The organism is Sinorhizobium sp. 8-89, assembly GCF_030124325.1.
Classification (GTDB): domain Bacteria; phylum Pseudomonadota; class Alphaproteobacteria; order Rhizobiales; family Rhizobiaceae; genus Sinorhizobium.
The window spans coordinates 486,534-501,889 of the sequence record NZ_JASKLR010000001.1; the positions used below are offsets into that span (position 1 = coordinate 486,534).

A 15,356-nucleotide genomic window follows, 5' to 3' on the forward strand; every position below is an offset into this window, starting at 1 on the left:
ATGATCTGACTCCTTGAAATATCCGGTTCCGAACAGAAAGCCGCTACAGGCCGGATTGCTCGACTGCATGTTCCTCTAGCTCGAAGCAAATCAAAGCGTTGCGGCGATCTTTGCGCGTCTAAAGGGAGACAAGGCGCTGTAGCGTGGCGCTCAGGTACCGCAGAAGGTCTGCAGCACTTCCTCGCCAGCCCGCGGCGGTGCGGCGTAGGCTTCGTGCTCGGGTTGGTCCTCATAGGGTCTGGACGTGACATCGAGCAGTGCTTCGAACAGCGAGAAATCTGCATCCCGTGTGGCCGCGTCTATCGCCTGTTCCACGCGGTGATTGCGAGGAATGAAAGCCGGATTTGCGGCCCGCATCGCAGCGGCGCGCGCGCCGGTGTCGAGTGTTTCGCGGGCCACGCGCCCGCGCCAGTCGTGAAGCCAGGCCGAAACTGCGCCTGGCTTCTCGAAAAGTTCGACGAGCGCCGGATCGGAGCCGTTATCTCCGGCGGATGCCACTAGGCGTCGGAAGACAAGCGAAAAATCGGCATTGCCCTCGTGCATCAGTGTCAGGAGCGATTGAATCAGCTCGATATCGCCATCCTCGTCGGTCGCGAGTCCGATCTTGCGTCGCATGCCGTCGAGCCAATGTTTCTGGAAGATCGAGCCGTATTCGGTAAGCGCATCGTTGGCGAGATTGACCGCCGTGTCGGCGACCGGGTCGAACAACGGCACCAGCGTTTCTGCGAGCCGCGCGAGATTCCACTGGCCGATGCCCGGCTGGTTGGCATAGGCATAGCGGCCAAACTGGTCGATCGAGCTGAACACCTTCTTCGGGTCATAGGCATCCATGAAGGCGCAAGGGCCGAAATCGATCGTCTCGCCGGACACCGTCATGTTGTCGGTGTTCATCACGCCGTGGATGAAACCGACGTGGAGCCAGCGCGCAATCAATGCCGCCTGGCGCGCGGCGACTGCCTTGAACAGGGAGAAATAGGGTTTTTCGCTGTCCTTCAACTCGGGATAATGGCGTTCGATCACGTAGTCGGCCAACGTTTTGACCGATTCCATGTCGCCGCGGGCGGCGAAGAATTGAAACGTCCCCACACGGATATGGCTGGCGGCGACGCGGGTGAAGACAGCACCGGGGAGGATTTGCTCGCGATAAACCGGCTGGCCGGTGATGGTGGCGGCGAGCGCGCGCGTCGTCGGTATGCCGAGCGCGTGCATCGCCTCGCTGATGATATATTCCCGCAGCACCGGACCGAGTGCCGCCCGCCCGTCGCCGCGGCGGGAATAGGGCGTCTGCCCGGATCCCTTGAGCTGGATGTCGCGTCGCTTTCCGCCGCGGTCGATTACTTCGCCAAGCATTATGGCGCGACCGTCGCCGAGTTGCGGGACGAATGTGCCGAACTGGTGTCCGGCATAGGCCATGGCAAGCGGCTCCGCGCCCGGGGGGATCTTGTTGCCCGAAAAGATCGCCGCGCCGTCGCGTTCGAGCGCTTCCGCCTCGAGGCCAAGTTCTTCGGCGAGCTTTCGGTTGAACTTGATCAGCCACGGCTCCGCAACCGGCGTCGGCTCGACACGGGCGTAGAAGTTCGCGGGCAACCGCGCATAGCTGTTGTCGAAGGGGAAGGGGGCCGTCTCGGAGGCCGGTTGCGAGGGCACGTAATTCATCATTCTCTGTCCCGTTGCGCGCGCCGGGCAGTGCCGACGGGTCACTGCTATCGGGACAAGTCTACACGAGCGCCGATAGTTCCGCGAGGCCGAGACTTTATCCACCTGCCCTCCGGTAGGTACCGCCGGAGCGCAGGAACGACGGTTGTCTTCGTCAGGCGCTGAGCGCTGCGCGAGGAAGGCACGCTTCGCATATCGCGGCGATGTGGCGGTGGTCGGTGCCGCAGCAGCCGCCGAGCACACGCAGATGCGGCATGCGGCCGGTCAGCGACCGATAGCGCCGGGCGAGATCTGCCGGATCGCCCGCATCGAGTGTCTCGCTCTCGTCGAGTTCGGCATGGCTCATCATCGAGGCGTTGGCGCGAATGCCGCCGATCCGCTTGACCCAGGACTGGCCCTGCTCGAGCGCGCCATCGAAATGGCTCGGATGCGCGCAGTTGACCATGTAGTAGTGCGGGTAACCGTCGGTCTCCGTGTCCACCGTCTCGATCGCATCCTGGAGCGACTGGCCGGTCACCAGCCGGCCATCGGTTTCGACCGTGAAGGAGATAGCGCAGGGCATGCCATGCCTCCTGGCCGCGCGAGCAATACCAATACCCTCGTCGACATTGTTCAATGTAACGCCTGATACCATATCGGCTTCGCTTGCGGCGAAGGTGGCAATCTGGGCCGCATGGTAGCCTTCCGCCTCGTCGGCGTTCATCCTGCCTGCTTTATAGCCATCGCCGCGCGGTCCGATCACGCCATTGAGGACAATGGGCGCTTGCGGCCGCTCGTATTCGGTGCGCAACCCGGTCAGCAGATCGACGGCATCGCGGTTGGCCGTTGCCAGCGCATCCGCATCGTAGCCGAGCTTCTCTCCCCAGTCGGCACTGGCTCGCCACGTCGCGGTGTCGAGGACGAAGCCGGTATCATGACGTCGGGCAACGTCGAGATATTGCGCGTAATATTGCAGAAGCTTCTGCCGGCCCTCGGCCGACGACAAAAGTACGAAGGAAGCGAAATGTGGAAGCTCGACGCCATCGTGAAAAATCAGCGTCGTCTCCATGCCGCCATCGCTGAGGAATGTGCCTCCGTTTAGCAGCGGCAAGTCGTATCTGTACTTGGCCATGTGTTGCTCCACCCTTTTCCACCCGGTTTCCACGGGGTGTCCCGCGTCGGGGATCGGATGAATTTCTGCCGTTTTATCATCTGCTAAACTAGAGGAGTTGCGGTATACTACTTGCGGAATATCCTGATATCGATGTGAAAACAAATGCTTGCCGTGTTGTTTCGGTTGCGGCGGAGGATGTGATGGGCGTGTTCAGCGCTGAAAACCGTACCGGCGGTACAGGAGCGGATAATGCGGAAGGGTGAGGAAACGCGAACGAGGATCCTCGATATCGCCGAAGCCGCGGTGCTGGCGAAAGGTTTCGGGGCCACTTCGATCGATGAACTGATTGCCGAAGCCGGCATCACCAAGAGCGGTTTCTTCTATCATTTCCGCGACAAGAACGAACTCGCCAAGGCCCTCCTGGAACGCTACATCGAGAACGACGAACGGATCTACGACGAGATCTTCGGTCGGGCGCACGATCTCGCGGACGACCCGCTGCAGGCTTTCCTGCTCGGCCTGAAGCTGCTGTCGGAATTGCTCTCGGACCTGCCGAACGGCCATCCCGGCTGTCTGGTCGCGACCATGTGCACGCAGGAGCGTGCCTTCGACCGCGAGATCCAGGAGATCAACCGGCAGGCGGCGCTGATGTGGCGTCGGCGCTTCGGCGCGATGTTCCGCGATATCATGCGCCACTATCGCCCGCGCGAGGCGCTCGACGCCGACCAGCTGGCCGACATGGTCTCGACTGTGCTGGAAGGCGGCATCGTGCTTTCGAAGGCGTTGAAGGAACCGAGGAGCCTGCCCGACCAGTTGCTGGTCTTCCGCACCTTCGTGCGGCTGCTGTTCCAGCCGATCGCGCAGGCCTGATGGCGTTCAGGCCCGACTATCTTCGAGCTCGGCCGCGAGTTCGGCGAGTTTCCGCACGGTATTGAGATTGCGGGCCGTACCCGGTTTGAGGGCGGGCAATTTGAGCTTTGACTTTCCCGAGCCGTTGGGAAAATGGATATAGATCTCCCTCCCGCTGATCTGTACCTCTTCGCCGTCCGGCGCGACGAGCTTGTCAAGCGCATCGGCCGGCGGCTGCTCAGGCAGGAACGTCACCAGCAGAAAATTCGGCTTGGCGTCCGCGAACGGAGCTTGGTCGACAACCTTTCGCAGTTCGCTGCGGCTGCGCAAGATGACGCCCGGCGCGTTGCCCATTCGTTTCGCCAGAGCATCCTCAAGTCTTTTTTGCACCTCCGTCTCGGAAAGCGCGGAACGAAAGAGCACATTGCCACTCTGCGTATAGGTCTTCACATCGGTAAAGCCGAGGCCCTCGCAGACGACCTTCAGGTCCGCCATCGGAAGCTTGCCGGTCCCGCCGACATTGATCGCCCGCAGCAATGCGACATAGACCGGCATGTTTTTTCCTCCCGGCCGTTACATCTTGGCGGCGACCTTGATGGCGAAGGCGTATTCGAAGGCGATTTCCTCCAGCCGCTGGAAACGCCCGGATGCGCCGGCATGGCCGGCATCCATATTGGTCTTCATCAGGATCGGCGCGGCGCCGGTGGTCTTCTCCCGGAGCTTCGCCACCCACTTTGCCGGCTCCCAATAGGTCACGCGAGGGTCGGTCAGGCCGCCGAGCGCCAGGATCGCCGGATAGGATTTCGCATCCACGTTGTCGTAGGGCGAGTAGCTGGCGATGATGTTGTAGAATTCGGCGCTCTCGATCGGATTGCCCCATTCCGGCCATTCCGGCGGAGTGAGTGGCAGCGTGTCGTCGAGCATGGTGTTCAGAACGTCGACGAAGGGAACGGCGGCAATGATGCCCTTGAACTTCTCCGGCGCCATATTGGCGACCGCTCCCGTCAGCATGCCGCCCGCCGAACCGCCCTCGGCGATGATGTTCGCATAGGACGTGAACTTCTCCTGATTCAAATAGTCAGCGGCAGCGATGAAGTCTTTGAAGGTATTGGTCTTCTTCGCCATCTTGCCGTCTTCGTACCATTGAAAGCCCTTGTCCTTGCCGCCGCGGATATGCGCGATGGCATAAACGAAGCCGCGGTCGACGAGCGAGAGGCAGTTGGTGTTGAAGCCAGCCGGAATGGTGATGCCGTAGGCGCCGTAACCGTAGAGCAGGCAAGGGGCGGAACCGTCGAGCGGCGTATCCTTGCGATAGAGCAGCGTGATCGGTACCTCGACACCATCCCATGATGGCGCGAAGACGCGACGGGTGACGTAATCGTCCGGATTGTGGCCGGAGGGCACTTCCTGGGTCTTCAAGAGCGTGCGTCGACGCGTTGCCATGTCGTAGTCGAAGAGCTGCGACGGTGTCGTCATCGACGAGTAGGAAAAGCGGATGACGTCGGTGTCGTATTCGGCAGCACCGGAGAGCCCCAAGGAATAGGCTTCCTCGGCAAAGGCGATCGCATGCTCCTCGCCGGTCTTGCGGTCGCGGATGACGATTTCCGGTAATCCGTCGCGCCGCTGCAGCCAGACCAGATGGCGGGCATAGGCCATGTGATTGAGGATCAGCGTGCCCGGCCGGTACGGGACGACCTCGCGCCAATTTTGCTTCTGCGGCGCTTCCACGGGCGCTTCCATGATCTTGAAATCCTTGGCGCCGTCGGCGTTGGTGAGAATGTAGAAAACAGCACCGCCTTCCGTCATCGAGTACTCGAGACCGGTTACGCGCTCCGCCACGAGCTGCGGCTCTGCCGTCAGGTCCTTGGTCGTGAGCAGTCGGTACTCGCTGGTCTCGTGGTCATGAATATCGATGTAGATGAAGTCGTCGAGCAGCGACCCGCCGACCGACATGAAGAAGCCGGGGTCCTTTTCCTCATAGACGAGCCGGTCGTCCTTCTGGGGTGTGCCGATGACGTGGTGAAAGATCTTCGACGGCCGATGGTTCTCGTCGAGCACGGTGTAGAAGAAGCTCTTGCCGTCCGGTGCCCATGCGCCGCCGCCGCCCGTATTCTCGATCACATCGGGCAGATCCTCGCCGGTCGAAAGATCGCGCACTTTCAGCGTGAAATATTCCGACCCCTTGTCGTCATAGCCCCAGACGCCGCGGGAATGGTCGCTTGAATGGTCGATGCCGGCGAGGCGGAAATAGGCGTTGCCTTCGGCTTCCTTGTCGCCGTCGAGCAGCACGTGGCGGATCGTCTCGTCCCTGGTGTTGCCGTCGCGCGGGATGCGGAAATAACGCGGCTGTTCGCCGCCGGTCACGTAAAAGGTACCGTAAGCGAAAGCGCCGTCCTTCATCGGAACGGAAGAATCGTCCTCCTTGATGCGGCCGCGCATCTCGGCAAACAGGGTTTTCTGCAATTCCTTGGTGTCCGCCATGGCGGCGCTCATGTAGGCGTTTTCCGCCTCGAGATGTCTGCGGATCTCCGGATCGAGGATCGAAGGGTCCCTGAACATGGCCTGCCAATTGTCCGCGCGGAGCCAGGCATAGTCATCGGTCCGGGTAATGCCGTGACGTGTATCGGTAACCGGTTTCTTCGGAGCGACAGGGGCAGCGGGCAGATTGTTGAAAGCGGACAAGGCGTGTCTCCGATTTGTTCGGTGGGAGATCATGAGATAGAGAGCGCCATCGCACCGATCAAGCGGAAAGACCGGAGCCCGTTTGTTCAATCAATGCTTCTCTGGCGGCGGATGCGAGCTGACGAGATGGTGTTGTGCCTTGCGGATTTCACGCCGTCAGCGCTGTGATATTGTCCTTTGCATAAGTCTCGAGCGAACGCGGCGCCTTGCCGGTCAGGGTCTCGACGCCATTGCTGAGCGCGGCCATCCGCCCCTCGCGCACCGGCCGGAATAGTTCGGCAAGGAGATGGGCGTAGGTCGCGGAAATGCCTGCTTCGGTTAGCAGACCGATGAAGATCGCGTCATCGACCGGTGTGTACGCGATGGTCCTGCCGATGGCGCGAGAAAGTATCGCCGCCGCTTCCGCATAGCTCAAGGCCTCGGGACCGGTGAGATCGAAGGCCTGTCCGTTGAACGCATCGCTCGTGAGCGTGCATGCAATGCTCTCGGCGATGTCGCGCGTGTCGATGAAACTCGTCTTCCCGTCTGCCGCCGGCACCGCAATCACGCCGCGGCGGATGCCGGCGAGCCAGTAGCTGTGGAAGTTGTCGGCGAACCAATTGGGCCGGACGATGACGAATGGCGCGCAGGTCTCTTCGAGGAACAGCTCCACCGTCCGGTAGGAATTGCTGCCGCCGGTGTCGACGCCGAGCATGGTCATCAGCACGATCTTGATACCGCGCGCGGCCGCCGCTTGGATGATCGGCGTCAGCAGCCTGACGGGGTCGAGACACCCGGTCGGCGTGATAACGAAGATGCGATCGACCCCCTTGAGCGCGCAGCCATAGGTCGAAGCATCGAGATAGTCGAAAGCAACTGCGTCGACACCCGGTATCGAAACTGATTTGCGGCATGCAGCCTTGGTGCGCTCGCCCCTGGCGATAAGCGTCCGTATCACTTTGCTGCCAACGGTGCCGGTGGCGCCAAGAACCAGAATTTTCCCCGGCATTCTCGCCTCCGTTCCCTGAGATCAGGTTTATTACGGAAACCAAATAGAAGGCGGAATGTTGCCAAATAGGAGAACTTTCCTGCTCGAACGCGCCGGTTCGCCGCCAGGAAGGCACGCTGGCGCGACCGCTGCAGGGCTCGGCGACTGCTTGTCAGGTGGAGAGTTTGAGGCCGATGCCCCACGGATCGACGAGACTGTGGACGTCGCCTTGCCTGGTTACCGTCATTTCCAGCTCGTCCAGCTTGGTCAGCGCCGTTGCGAGCTTCGCGGCATCGCTGAAGCGGATCGTATAATCCGCCAGGCCCGTCATGTTGTGCTGGCGTTTGGAAGCGCCTCGAGAATTCCAGATGTTGGCCGCAACATGATGATGATACTTGCCCGAAGCAAAGAAGCTCGCTCCCGGGTAGCGCGCCATCAGATCCAGTCCGAGCGCGTCCCGAAAAAACGCGTCCGCCTGGGGAATGTCGGAAACCTGCAGATGGATATGGCCGATCGTCGTCCCTTCGGCGAGACTGTTCCAATCGCCTTTCGGCGCCTCGTCGTAAAGGGCCTGCAGGTCAAGCGGCAGCGTGCTCATCGCTACCATGCCGTCCGGCTGGTAGTTCCATTCGCTGCGGGAGCGGTCACGGTAGATCTCGATGCCGTTGCCTTCCGGGTCGGCGAGATAGATCGCCTCGCTGACCAGGTGGTCGGATGCACCCTGTGGGCGGATGTTGTTGCGCGCCGCATGAGCAAGCCAGTGGCCGAGTTCGCGCCGATCGGGAACGAGAAAAGCTGTGTGGAACAGGCCCGGCGCGTTGCGCGGTGCTCTTGCCGCGTCCCCTTCGGTCGTCAGCGTCAGCAGAGGCCGGCCGGCGACGCCAAGCGTCTCGCCCTTGGCACCGGTTTCGATCGGCGTCAGGCCCATAATCCTCTGGTACCAAGCGGATACCATCGGCAGATCCTGCACGACGAGATGGGACTGGTCGACATAGGCCGGCATCGCGACGGCATGGTCCGCGGGCATGCTCTGTGTCGAGCGCGAACGGGTTGAATCTTGCATTGCAATAGCCTTTCAGGCCGAACCGGCGCCCCGTTGGCCGCCGATCGCAGTTTCTTGAAACTTGCCGTTAATATGGGCTCGTGACCGCGTTCAGGAAAGCTATTATATTACTTGATGTTGTGTTCGATGAGCGTTGACAGCCATGACCACCGCGCTACCTGATCTTTCAGTGATGCTAATACGACGGTGGCGGCCGATTTGATTTCAATCAATGCTGGAACATCGCCTCCGCGCAATTTCATGTTGGCGCGGGACGGGGGAAGTGAAGACCGGTTTTACCCTCGACCCGTGCTTGCTGCGTGTTCCTCGATCGGAGCTCGATTCAAGGACAAAAGCATGCAGCTATTCAAGGTGCTACGGCGATCTTTGCGCGTCTAATGAGACGCGCGACGCTGTAGGGGCTGGCCTCGCCGCACGGCGACCGGGGAACGCAAGAGAAGGAGTGCAGCATGTACAAGAAAATCATCGTTCCGATCGCCATGGATCAGCTGGAGCACGGCGAATCCGTCCTCGGCATCGCAGAGAAGCTGATCGACGACGAGGGGGAAATCGTCCTGCTCAACGTCGTAGAGGACCTGAATGCCTATGCACAAGGATATATGATCGTCGATTTTCCGCTCGAGATGATCGAGGAATCGCGCAGGCATGCGGTCAAGACATTGGAAGCATTGAAGGCCAAGCACGGGATCAAGGGGCGCATCGAAATCCGCACCGGCGGAGCGGCCGGCACGATCAACGCTCTTGCGAAGGAAGAGAACGCGGACCTCGTGATTATTGCTTCGCACCGGCCGGGTTTGATTGACTACTTTATCGGCTCGACCGCCAGTCGTGTCGTTAGCCATTGCCCATGCGCGGTTCTCGTCGACCGCTAAAAATGAACAAGAAGGCGGCGTTATCGAACCACGCCGCGACCAAGGAGCCCTGCAATGGATCAGTACGCGCTTGAAGACTTTCGCGAACAGCTTCTCCGCCGCAAACGCGAACTTTATGGTCGGCTGGTGAAGATCGAGGAGGACCTCGATCAACCAATGAATGCCGACGTGCCCGATCGTGTCACCGAACGAGAAGGCGACGAGGTATTGGAGGGCCTCGGCCTCGCGGGCCAGGGTGAAATTCGCGCCATCGACGCTGCCCTGGACCGAATTGAGTCCGGAACGTACGGCACCTGTGTGCGCTGTGGCGAACAGATTTCACCGGAACGATTGCACGCGGTGCCGCACGCACCGCTCTGCCAGACCTGCGCCGCGGAAGTAGCACGCGCAAGGTAAGCTGGATCAATGCATTTTCGTCGGCGCGGCGGCTCTCGGTATCCTTGACCCCTGAAGCGTTCGACCGTCGATGGCCAGCGTTGCTGTCCATACGGCGTAGTCACGGTGATGGGTCGCGATCATAACGATCGAGATTGGGCACTCCGCGGGCTGCCTTCAATTGCTTGCTTCGAGGAGCACCCCGGGCTGCAGCAACCACGTCCGTTTTGCAGGACGTTAGCCGGCTGTTGTAATAGGTTGCAAAAATTGATCCTTTCGCAGTCCCGGCGGCTCTTTTCGGCGGCCGTTTGCTGTGGCACGTTAAACGGGTAAAACACGTGCCTGCGCGGACCGAACACCAGCCGCCGATGGGGAAATCGGGATTGATTTCCGGTTGGTGCGCGGACCTGTTGCATGTTTCCTGAGTCGGAGCCGATTCAAGGGCGAAAACATGCAGCAATTCAAAGTGCTACAGCGACCTTTGCGCGTCTGATGAGACGCACGGCGCCGTAGGAACGAGCGGGCCCTTTGTGCGTCGAAGGATGCAGCGTCGAGGGGAGGGATCGCGTGGAGATCAACGGCGTCAAGTGGACCTATGACCGGTCCGAGTTGATTGCGGATGGCATCGTTCACGGCATCGGTCTTGCTGCAGCGCTCTGCGGTGTCACGGCGCTGATTTTCTATGCAACGCTTTGGAGTACGTCCGGTCAGCTCGCGGCAGCCTGGATTTACGGCATCGGGCTGGTTACCACCCTCTCGGTTTCCTTTCTTTACAATCTCTTCCCGATTTGCCGGATGAAATGGCTTCTGCGTCGGTTCGATCATTCCTCGATCTTCGTCTTGATCGCGGCAACCTATACGCCGTTTCTCCAGCGCGGCTGGGACAACCCGTTCCTTTTCAAGATGCTGATCGGCATCTGGGCTATTGCCATCCTGGGGGTGGTGATGAAGTGCCTCTTCGCCGGACGCTTCGACCGGCTTGCAATCCTGCTCTACCTTGCGATGGGCTGGAGCGGCGTGCTTGCCGCGCGGTCGCTTCAGTCCATGCTGACGGCGACAACGCTGGTGTTGATCCTGATCGGCGGCATCATCTACTCGGCGGGAGTTATCTTCCACGTCTGGGAACGCCTGCGATTCCAGAACGCAATATGGCACGGCTTCGTCGTCGCTGGCTCGGCAGTGCACTATTCGGCGGTCGTAACCTGTTTCAACGGCACCACGATATCCTGATTTCTCTCGTGCCGAGGAACTGTATGTTTCCTTGAATCGGAACCGATTTGAGGATAAAAACAGCAGTATTCAAAGTGCTGCAGCGGCCATTGTGCGTCTCAAGAGACACGGTGCTTTACTCATTCCGGCGCAAGCTGACAGCCGTCGGACGGCCTGAGTGCCTCGGCCATGCGCGAGATGATGCCATCGAAACTCGTCAGCGGATTCTTGCGATATTGCAGCCGGAAATACGCGGCACTGCCGTCGCATAGGGCGATCGCGCGGGCATAGAAGACTTCGCCGTTGCGGGCACCGGAGAAGCTGGCCCAGGCGGGCGTAACGCGTGAGAACAGCATTCTCCAGTCGTTCTGCGTCTCAAGGCTGATGTGGTCGGCAACATCGGTCTCGAAATCACCGTCCGGCGGATGACTTCCGAAGACGGCAAGCGTCGCTCCATTGTCGTCCGCGTGGAAGCTTGCGCCGTCTCCATCATCGGCAGCTCCTTGGCGCATCTCGAAACCCGGCGGGATGTCGACCGTATAGCCGAAGCGAGGATTGGCATAGGGATGCCAATCGTCCTCCGCGGCTGCAGGGAGCGCGAGCCCCGAAAGGAGGGCGAAGGCGAAGAAAGCACGGCGCATGCGGGCATCCTTTCGGCTTGCTTCGATCTGCCGCTCCTCGTAGCCCGGCCCCCGAAGCCCTTGCTGTTTCTGCTGGAACAGCCGGAGCGCCGCGCGTTCAACACAACGCGAAAAGCAAGCGCTCACGCTTATGGCACCGCTTCCGCCTCGCGCTGTCAATCCTCTTCGAAAGTCATCGCCGTGCCATTGAGACAATAACGCAGGCCTGTCGGCGGAGGGCCGTCGGGGAAGACATGGCCGAGATGGGCATCGCACTGCGCGCAGCGGATTTCAGTTCGCACCATGAAATGCGATCGATCGACATATTCTCTAATCGCCTGGTCGTCGATCGGCGCGAAATAGCTCGGCCAGCCGCAGCCGGAGTCGAACTTCGTATCCGACCGGAAAAGCGGGCGGCCGCAACAGACGCATTTATACGTGCCGATCTTCTTGTTCGTGAGAAAGGTAAAGGGGCGTTCGGTGCCGTGTTCGCGGGTGATGCGATACTGTTCCGGCGTCAATAGTGCCCGCCATTCCTCTTTTGTCCTCTTCACTTCGCAGAAGCGGCATCGGCCGTCGATCTCCATTCGGTCGCGGCGATTATATAGGATTCCGACGGCGCGCCCGCAAACAGCGTTTGCCTGGATGGCGGTAGGCCGGCACACTCGATTGGCCAAGATTTGCCTGCACTTTGCATTGTATTACTGTCGCGCAACTACGATTCGTGCCGATTCACTCTTGAGGCGGAACAGGCCTTCTTTTATGTCCGGCGACAGTTTGAACGGATGGTCAAAACGACAAAGGAGCTTGCCAAGACGATGGATGTCGCGGCCCTGACATTTCTGGCCCTCAGTCTCCCCTTCGTCGCGGCGCTCGTGGCGCCGGTCCTGACCCGATTTTTGGGGCACAATGCCGCCTGGCTCCTGGCTCTCGTACCTGTTGCGACCTTCGTGCACTTCCTCGGCTTCGCTCCGGAAATCGCCGCCGGCGAAGTAGTCACTGGCGGCTATGCCTGGATCCCTTCCTTCAATGTCAGCTTCTCGTGGCTGATCGATGGCCTGTCGCTCACGTTCGCACTTTTGATTTCCGGCATCGGCACGCTGATCGTGCTCTATTCGGGCGGTTATCTCAAAGGTCATCCGCATCAGGGTCGGTTCCTTTCGTTCATCCTGATGTTCATGGGCTCCATGCAGGGTCTCGTCCTTTCGGACAGCTTCCTGATGCTCTTCGTCTTCTGGGAACTGACGTCGATTACGTCCTTCCTGCTGATCGGCTTCGATCATGGCCGCGAGGCCGCACGCCGTGCGGCGCTGCAGGCGTTGGTCGTCACGGGGGGAGGCGGCCTGTCGCTGCTCGCCGGCCTTCTCATCCTGTGGAACGTGAGTGGCATCACCCAGTTCTCGTTGCTTCTTTCCTTCGGTACGGAGTTGAGGGAGAGCCCGTTCTATCTGGCGGCACTTCTTCTCGTGCTGGGCGGAGCCTTCACCAAGTCTGCGCAGTTTCCGTTCCATTTCTGGCTGCCAAATGCCATGGAGGCGCCGACGCCGGTTTCTGCCTACCTTCATTCGGCGACGATGGTTAAGGCGGGCGTCTACCTGCTGATGCGGCTCAATCCGGTGCTCGGGGATACGCCTGAATGGCAGTTCCTGCTGCCACTGTTTGGGGCTGCGACGCTCGTGAGCGGTGCAGCGCTGGCAGTGCGCCAAACGGACCTCAAGCTGATGCTTGCCTATACGACGATGGCCTCGCTCGGACTTCTGGTTTTGCTGACGGGCCTCGGTTCGCCGCACGCGGTCGAAGCGGCCGCGCTCTATCTCGTAGCGCACGCGCTGTTCAAGGGCGCCTTGTTCATGGTTGCGGGCATCATCGACCACGAGACGGGCTCGCGCGATCTGACAAGGCTTGGCGGCCTGCGCTCGGCGATGCCGCTGACCTTCGCGGTCGCCCTTGCCGCCGCGCTTTCGATGGGCGGCTTGCCGCCCTTTTTCGGCTTCATCGCAAAGGAGGAAATCTACGAAGCCCTATCGAGTTTCGATCGGCGCTCGATGGTTTTTGCGGGGCTTACTGTTCTCGGCAACGCCCTGATGTTTGCGGTTGCCTTCGCGATAGCCTTGAAACCGTTCCTCGGGCCAAAGGTGGAGACGCCGAGGCATGCTCACGAGGCGCCGGTCCTCCTCTGGCTCGGTCCGGCGATCCTGGCACTGAAGGGTCTGTCGTTTGCGCTGATGTCCGGCCTCGCCCATCGGGTGATTTCTTCGCCGATGTCTTCCGCCATTGCCGGCGAACCGCGAACGGTGGTGGTCTCGCTTGTGCCGCATATCGGCGTGCCGCTGATCCTTTCGGCTGTCACGCTGCTCATCGGTATCGTCTTCTATCTCAATCTCGATCGTCTCCGCGCGGTCATGGCGCTCATCCTCGCGGACATCGGCTGGGGACCCGATCGGGGTTTCGACCAGTTCATCCGCGGGCTTTTGCGGTTCGCCGTCGCCATCACTCGCCGGCTGCAGAGCGGCAGGCTCGATGTCTACATGACCGTCGTCTTCCTGCTGATCGCGGTCGTCCTTCTCGCAACTCCCGTCCGCTATGGCGAACTGCCGCGCGCGCCGTTCTTTGCCGCGGACGTTCCAGCCCATGAGCTTGCGATCATGGCCATTGCTGTCGCGGGCCTCTTTGCCGTGGTGCTGGCGGCCGATCGACTGACGGCGATCGTCTCGCTCGGCATTCAGGGTTTTGCGGTCGCCGTTATCTTCTTGCTCTATGGGGCGCCGGACCTTTCCTTCACCCAGTTCATGATCGAGACACTGTCGGTGGTAGTGCTGGCGCTGGTGATGACCCGGCTCAGGCTTTCGCCTTCGGATCATCGACCACTGCGCCAGAAGCTTCCCGATTCGATGATAGCGCTCGCCTGTGGGCTCGGTTTTGGCCTTTTCCTGCTTCGGGCCACGGGGGCGCCTTTTGATGCGACGCTGACCGATTTCTACAATCTCTATTCGAAATCGATCGCGCATGGGGCCAATGTCGTCAACGTCATCATCGTCGATTTCCGCGGCACAGACACGCTCGGTGAAATTGCCGTAGTGATGATCACCGGCCTTGCCATCCTCTCGCTGGTAAGGCTGAGGGCGGGCTCGCTCAAGCGTGGCGCCGATCGATCGGCTGCGGAGGAGCGCGTATGAAATCGGTTATTTTCCGCACGGTGGCGCCGTTCCTGACCAGCCTGATGATGCTGTTCTCGATTTTTGTCCTGTTGCGGGGCCACAACGAACCGGGCGGCGGGTTCATCGGCGGATTGATCGCCGTCTCGGCGCTCGCGATCTACGGCATCGCCCACGGCGTCGAGACCGTAAGACGGGCGATCTATTTCCATCCGATGGCGATCGCCGGCGCGGGGCTCTTTGCCGCGACTGTCGCCGGCCTGATTTCGATCATTGCGCGCGTACCCTTCATGACCGGCCTGTGGATCTATCCGTCCCTCTTTGGTGTCGAGATCCCGCTCTCGACCGTCATGCTGTTCGATACCGGCGTTTATCTCGTAGTGGTCGGGGCGATCAGCTCGGTCGCGCTCTCGCTTGAAGAACGGGGAGGCGAGTGATGGAAGCCTGGTTTGCCTTGCTCGTCGGGATCTTTTTCACCGTCGCGGTGTACCTGATGCTGTCGAAGTTCATCATCCGCGTGCTCCTTGGCGTGGCGGTCCTCGGCAACGCCGTCAACCTGCTGATCTTCACCGGTGGCCGGCTGACGCGCGATGTCCCGCCGGTCATTACTGCCGGTGCCGATGCGCTTGGCGGCCCTGCGGCCAATGCGTTGCCGCAGGCGCTGATCCTGACCGCGATCGTCATTTCCTTTTCCTTCTTCGCCTTCCTGCTGGTTCTCGCCTGGCGCGCCTATGAGGATCTCTCGACCGACAACACGGACGAGATGCGTGTGGCGGAACCGGTGAAGGAACCGATGCCGCCGCTTGGATATTGAT

Annotated in this window: 15 protein-coding genes; 7 read left to right on the forward strand and 8 right to left on the reverse strand. The window is 60.7% G+C overall.

Annotation, left to right across the window (positions count from 1 at the left end; translation table 11 throughout):
* Window positions 1-150: 150 nt before the first annotated feature.
* Together QN219_RS02380 and QN219_RS02385 are read right to left on the reverse strand one after the other, a co-directional pair.
* Window positions 151-1,656, reverse strand: a complete 1,506-nt coding sequence (locus QN219_RS02380; RefSeq protein ID WP_283998243.1) for a protein adenylyltransferase SelO family protein — start codon at window positions 1,654-1,656, stop codon at window positions 151-153.
* A 154-nt stretch (window positions 1,657-1,810) separates the two neighbouring features.
* On the reverse strand, window positions 1,811-2,767 hold the full coding sequence (locus QN219_RS02385) for a homocysteine S-methyltransferase family protein (RefSeq protein ID WP_283997669.1): 957 nt from the start codon (window positions 2,765-2,767) through the stop codon (window positions 1,811-1,813).
* Between the two features lie 231 nt (window positions 2,768-2,998).
* On the opposite strand from QN219_RS02385, the gene QN219_RS02390 reads away from it, so the two are divergent.
* Entirely contained in the window at window positions 2,999-3,619 is a 621-nt protein-coding gene (locus QN219_RS02390; RefSeq protein ID WP_283997671.1) for a TetR/AcrR family transcriptional regulator, read from the forward strand.
* A gap of 6 nt (window positions 3,620-3,625) precedes the next feature.
* On the opposite strand, the gene QN219_RS02395 is transcribed toward QN219_RS02390, so the two are convergent.
* From QN219_RS02395 to QN219_RS02410, 4 genes are all read right to left on the reverse strand, one after another.
* Window positions 3,626-4,153 carry a DUF1697 domain-containing protein gene (locus tag QN219_RS02395; protein WP_283997673.1) on the reverse strand — a complete coding sequence of 176 codons (528 nt, stop codon included), beginning with the start codon at window positions 4,151-4,153 and terminating at the stop codon, window positions 3,626-3,628.
* Between the two features lie 18 nt (window positions 4,154-4,171).
* Complete coding sequence (locus QN219_RS02400) at window positions 4,172-6,280, reverse strand: S9 family peptidase (protein ID WP_283997675.1); 2,109 nt, start codon at window positions 6,278-6,280, stop codon at window positions 4,172-4,174.
* Window positions 6,281-6,428: 148 nt separating this feature from the next.
* Window positions 6,429-7,268: an SDR family oxidoreductase gene (locus QN219_RS02405; protein WP_283997676.1), complete on the reverse strand. Its 840-nt coding sequence runs from the start codon at window positions 7,266-7,268 to the stop codon at window positions 6,429-6,431.
* A gap of 151 nt (window positions 7,269-7,419) precedes the next feature.
* A complete protein-coding gene (locus tag QN219_RS02410) occupies window positions 7,420-8,310 on the reverse strand; it encodes a VOC family protein (protein ID WP_283997678.1) in 891 nt (296 codons plus the stop codon).
* Window positions 8,311-8,759: 449 nt separating this feature from the next.
* Between QN219_RS02410 and QN219_RS02415 the strand changes: the two genes are divergently transcribed.
* The 3 genes from QN219_RS02415 (at window position 8,760) to QN219_RS02425 (ending at window position 10,787) form a co-directional block, all read left to right on the forward strand.
* Window positions 8,760-9,182, forward strand: a complete 423-nt coding sequence (locus tag QN219_RS02415; RefSeq protein ID WP_283975747.1) for a universal stress protein — start codon at window positions 8,760-8,762, stop codon at window positions 9,180-9,182.
* A gap of 54 nt (window positions 9,183-9,236) precedes the next feature.
* Window positions 9,237-9,578 carry a TraR/DksA family transcriptional regulator gene (locus QN219_RS02420; RefSeq protein WP_283997680.1) on the forward strand — a complete coding sequence of 114 codons (342 nt, stop codon included), beginning with the start codon at window positions 9,237-9,239 and terminating at the stop codon, window positions 9,576-9,578.
* Window positions 9,579-10,124: 546 nt separating this feature from the next.
* Complete coding sequence (locus QN219_RS02425; RefSeq protein ID WP_283997682.1) at window positions 10,125-10,787, forward strand: hemolysin III family protein; 663 nt, start codon at window positions 10,125-10,127, stop codon at window positions 10,785-10,787.
* Window positions 10,788-10,906: 119 nt separating this feature from the next.
* Here the strand turns inward: QN219_RS02425 and QN219_RS02430 are convergent, their stop codons facing one another.
* Window positions 10,907-11,407, reverse strand: coding sequence for a hypothetical protein (locus tag QN219_RS02430; protein ID WP_283997683.1), 501 nt, complete (start codon window positions 11,405-11,407; stop codon window positions 10,907-10,909).
* A gap of 155 nt (window positions 11,408-11,562) precedes the next feature.
* Window positions 11,563-11,973, reverse strand: a complete 411-nt coding sequence (gene msrB / locus QN219_RS02435; protein ID WP_283997685.1) for a peptide-methionine (R)-S-oxide reductase MsrB — start codon at window positions 11,971-11,973, stop codon at window positions 11,563-11,565.
* A gap of 231 nt (window positions 11,974-12,204) precedes the next feature.
* Between msrB and QN219_RS02440 the strand changes: the two genes are divergently transcribed.
* The 3 genes from QN219_RS02440 to QN219_RS02450 are packed head-to-tail and all read left to right on the forward strand — an operon-like array spanning window position 12,205 to window position 15,355.
* A complete protein-coding gene (locus tag QN219_RS02440) occupies window positions 12,205-14,562 on the forward strand; it encodes a putative monovalent cation/H+ antiporter subunit A (RefSeq protein WP_283998246.1) in 2,358 nt (785 codons plus the stop codon).
* Complete coding sequence (locus tag QN219_RS02445) at window positions 14,559-14,978, forward strand: Na(+)/H(+) antiporter subunit B (RefSeq protein ID WP_283997687.1); 420 nt, start codon at window positions 14,559-14,561, stop codon at window positions 14,976-14,978. Before QN219_RS02440 ends, QN219_RS02445 begins: the two co-directional genes overlap by 4 nt.
* Window positions 14,978-15,355: a Na+/H+ antiporter subunit C gene (locus QN219_RS02450; protein WP_283997688.1), complete on the forward strand. Its 378-nt coding sequence runs from the start codon at window positions 14,978-14,980 to the stop codon at window positions 15,353-15,355. Before QN219_RS02445 ends, QN219_RS02450 begins: the two co-directional genes overlap by 1 nt.
* Window position 15,356: the final 1 nt, after the last annotated feature.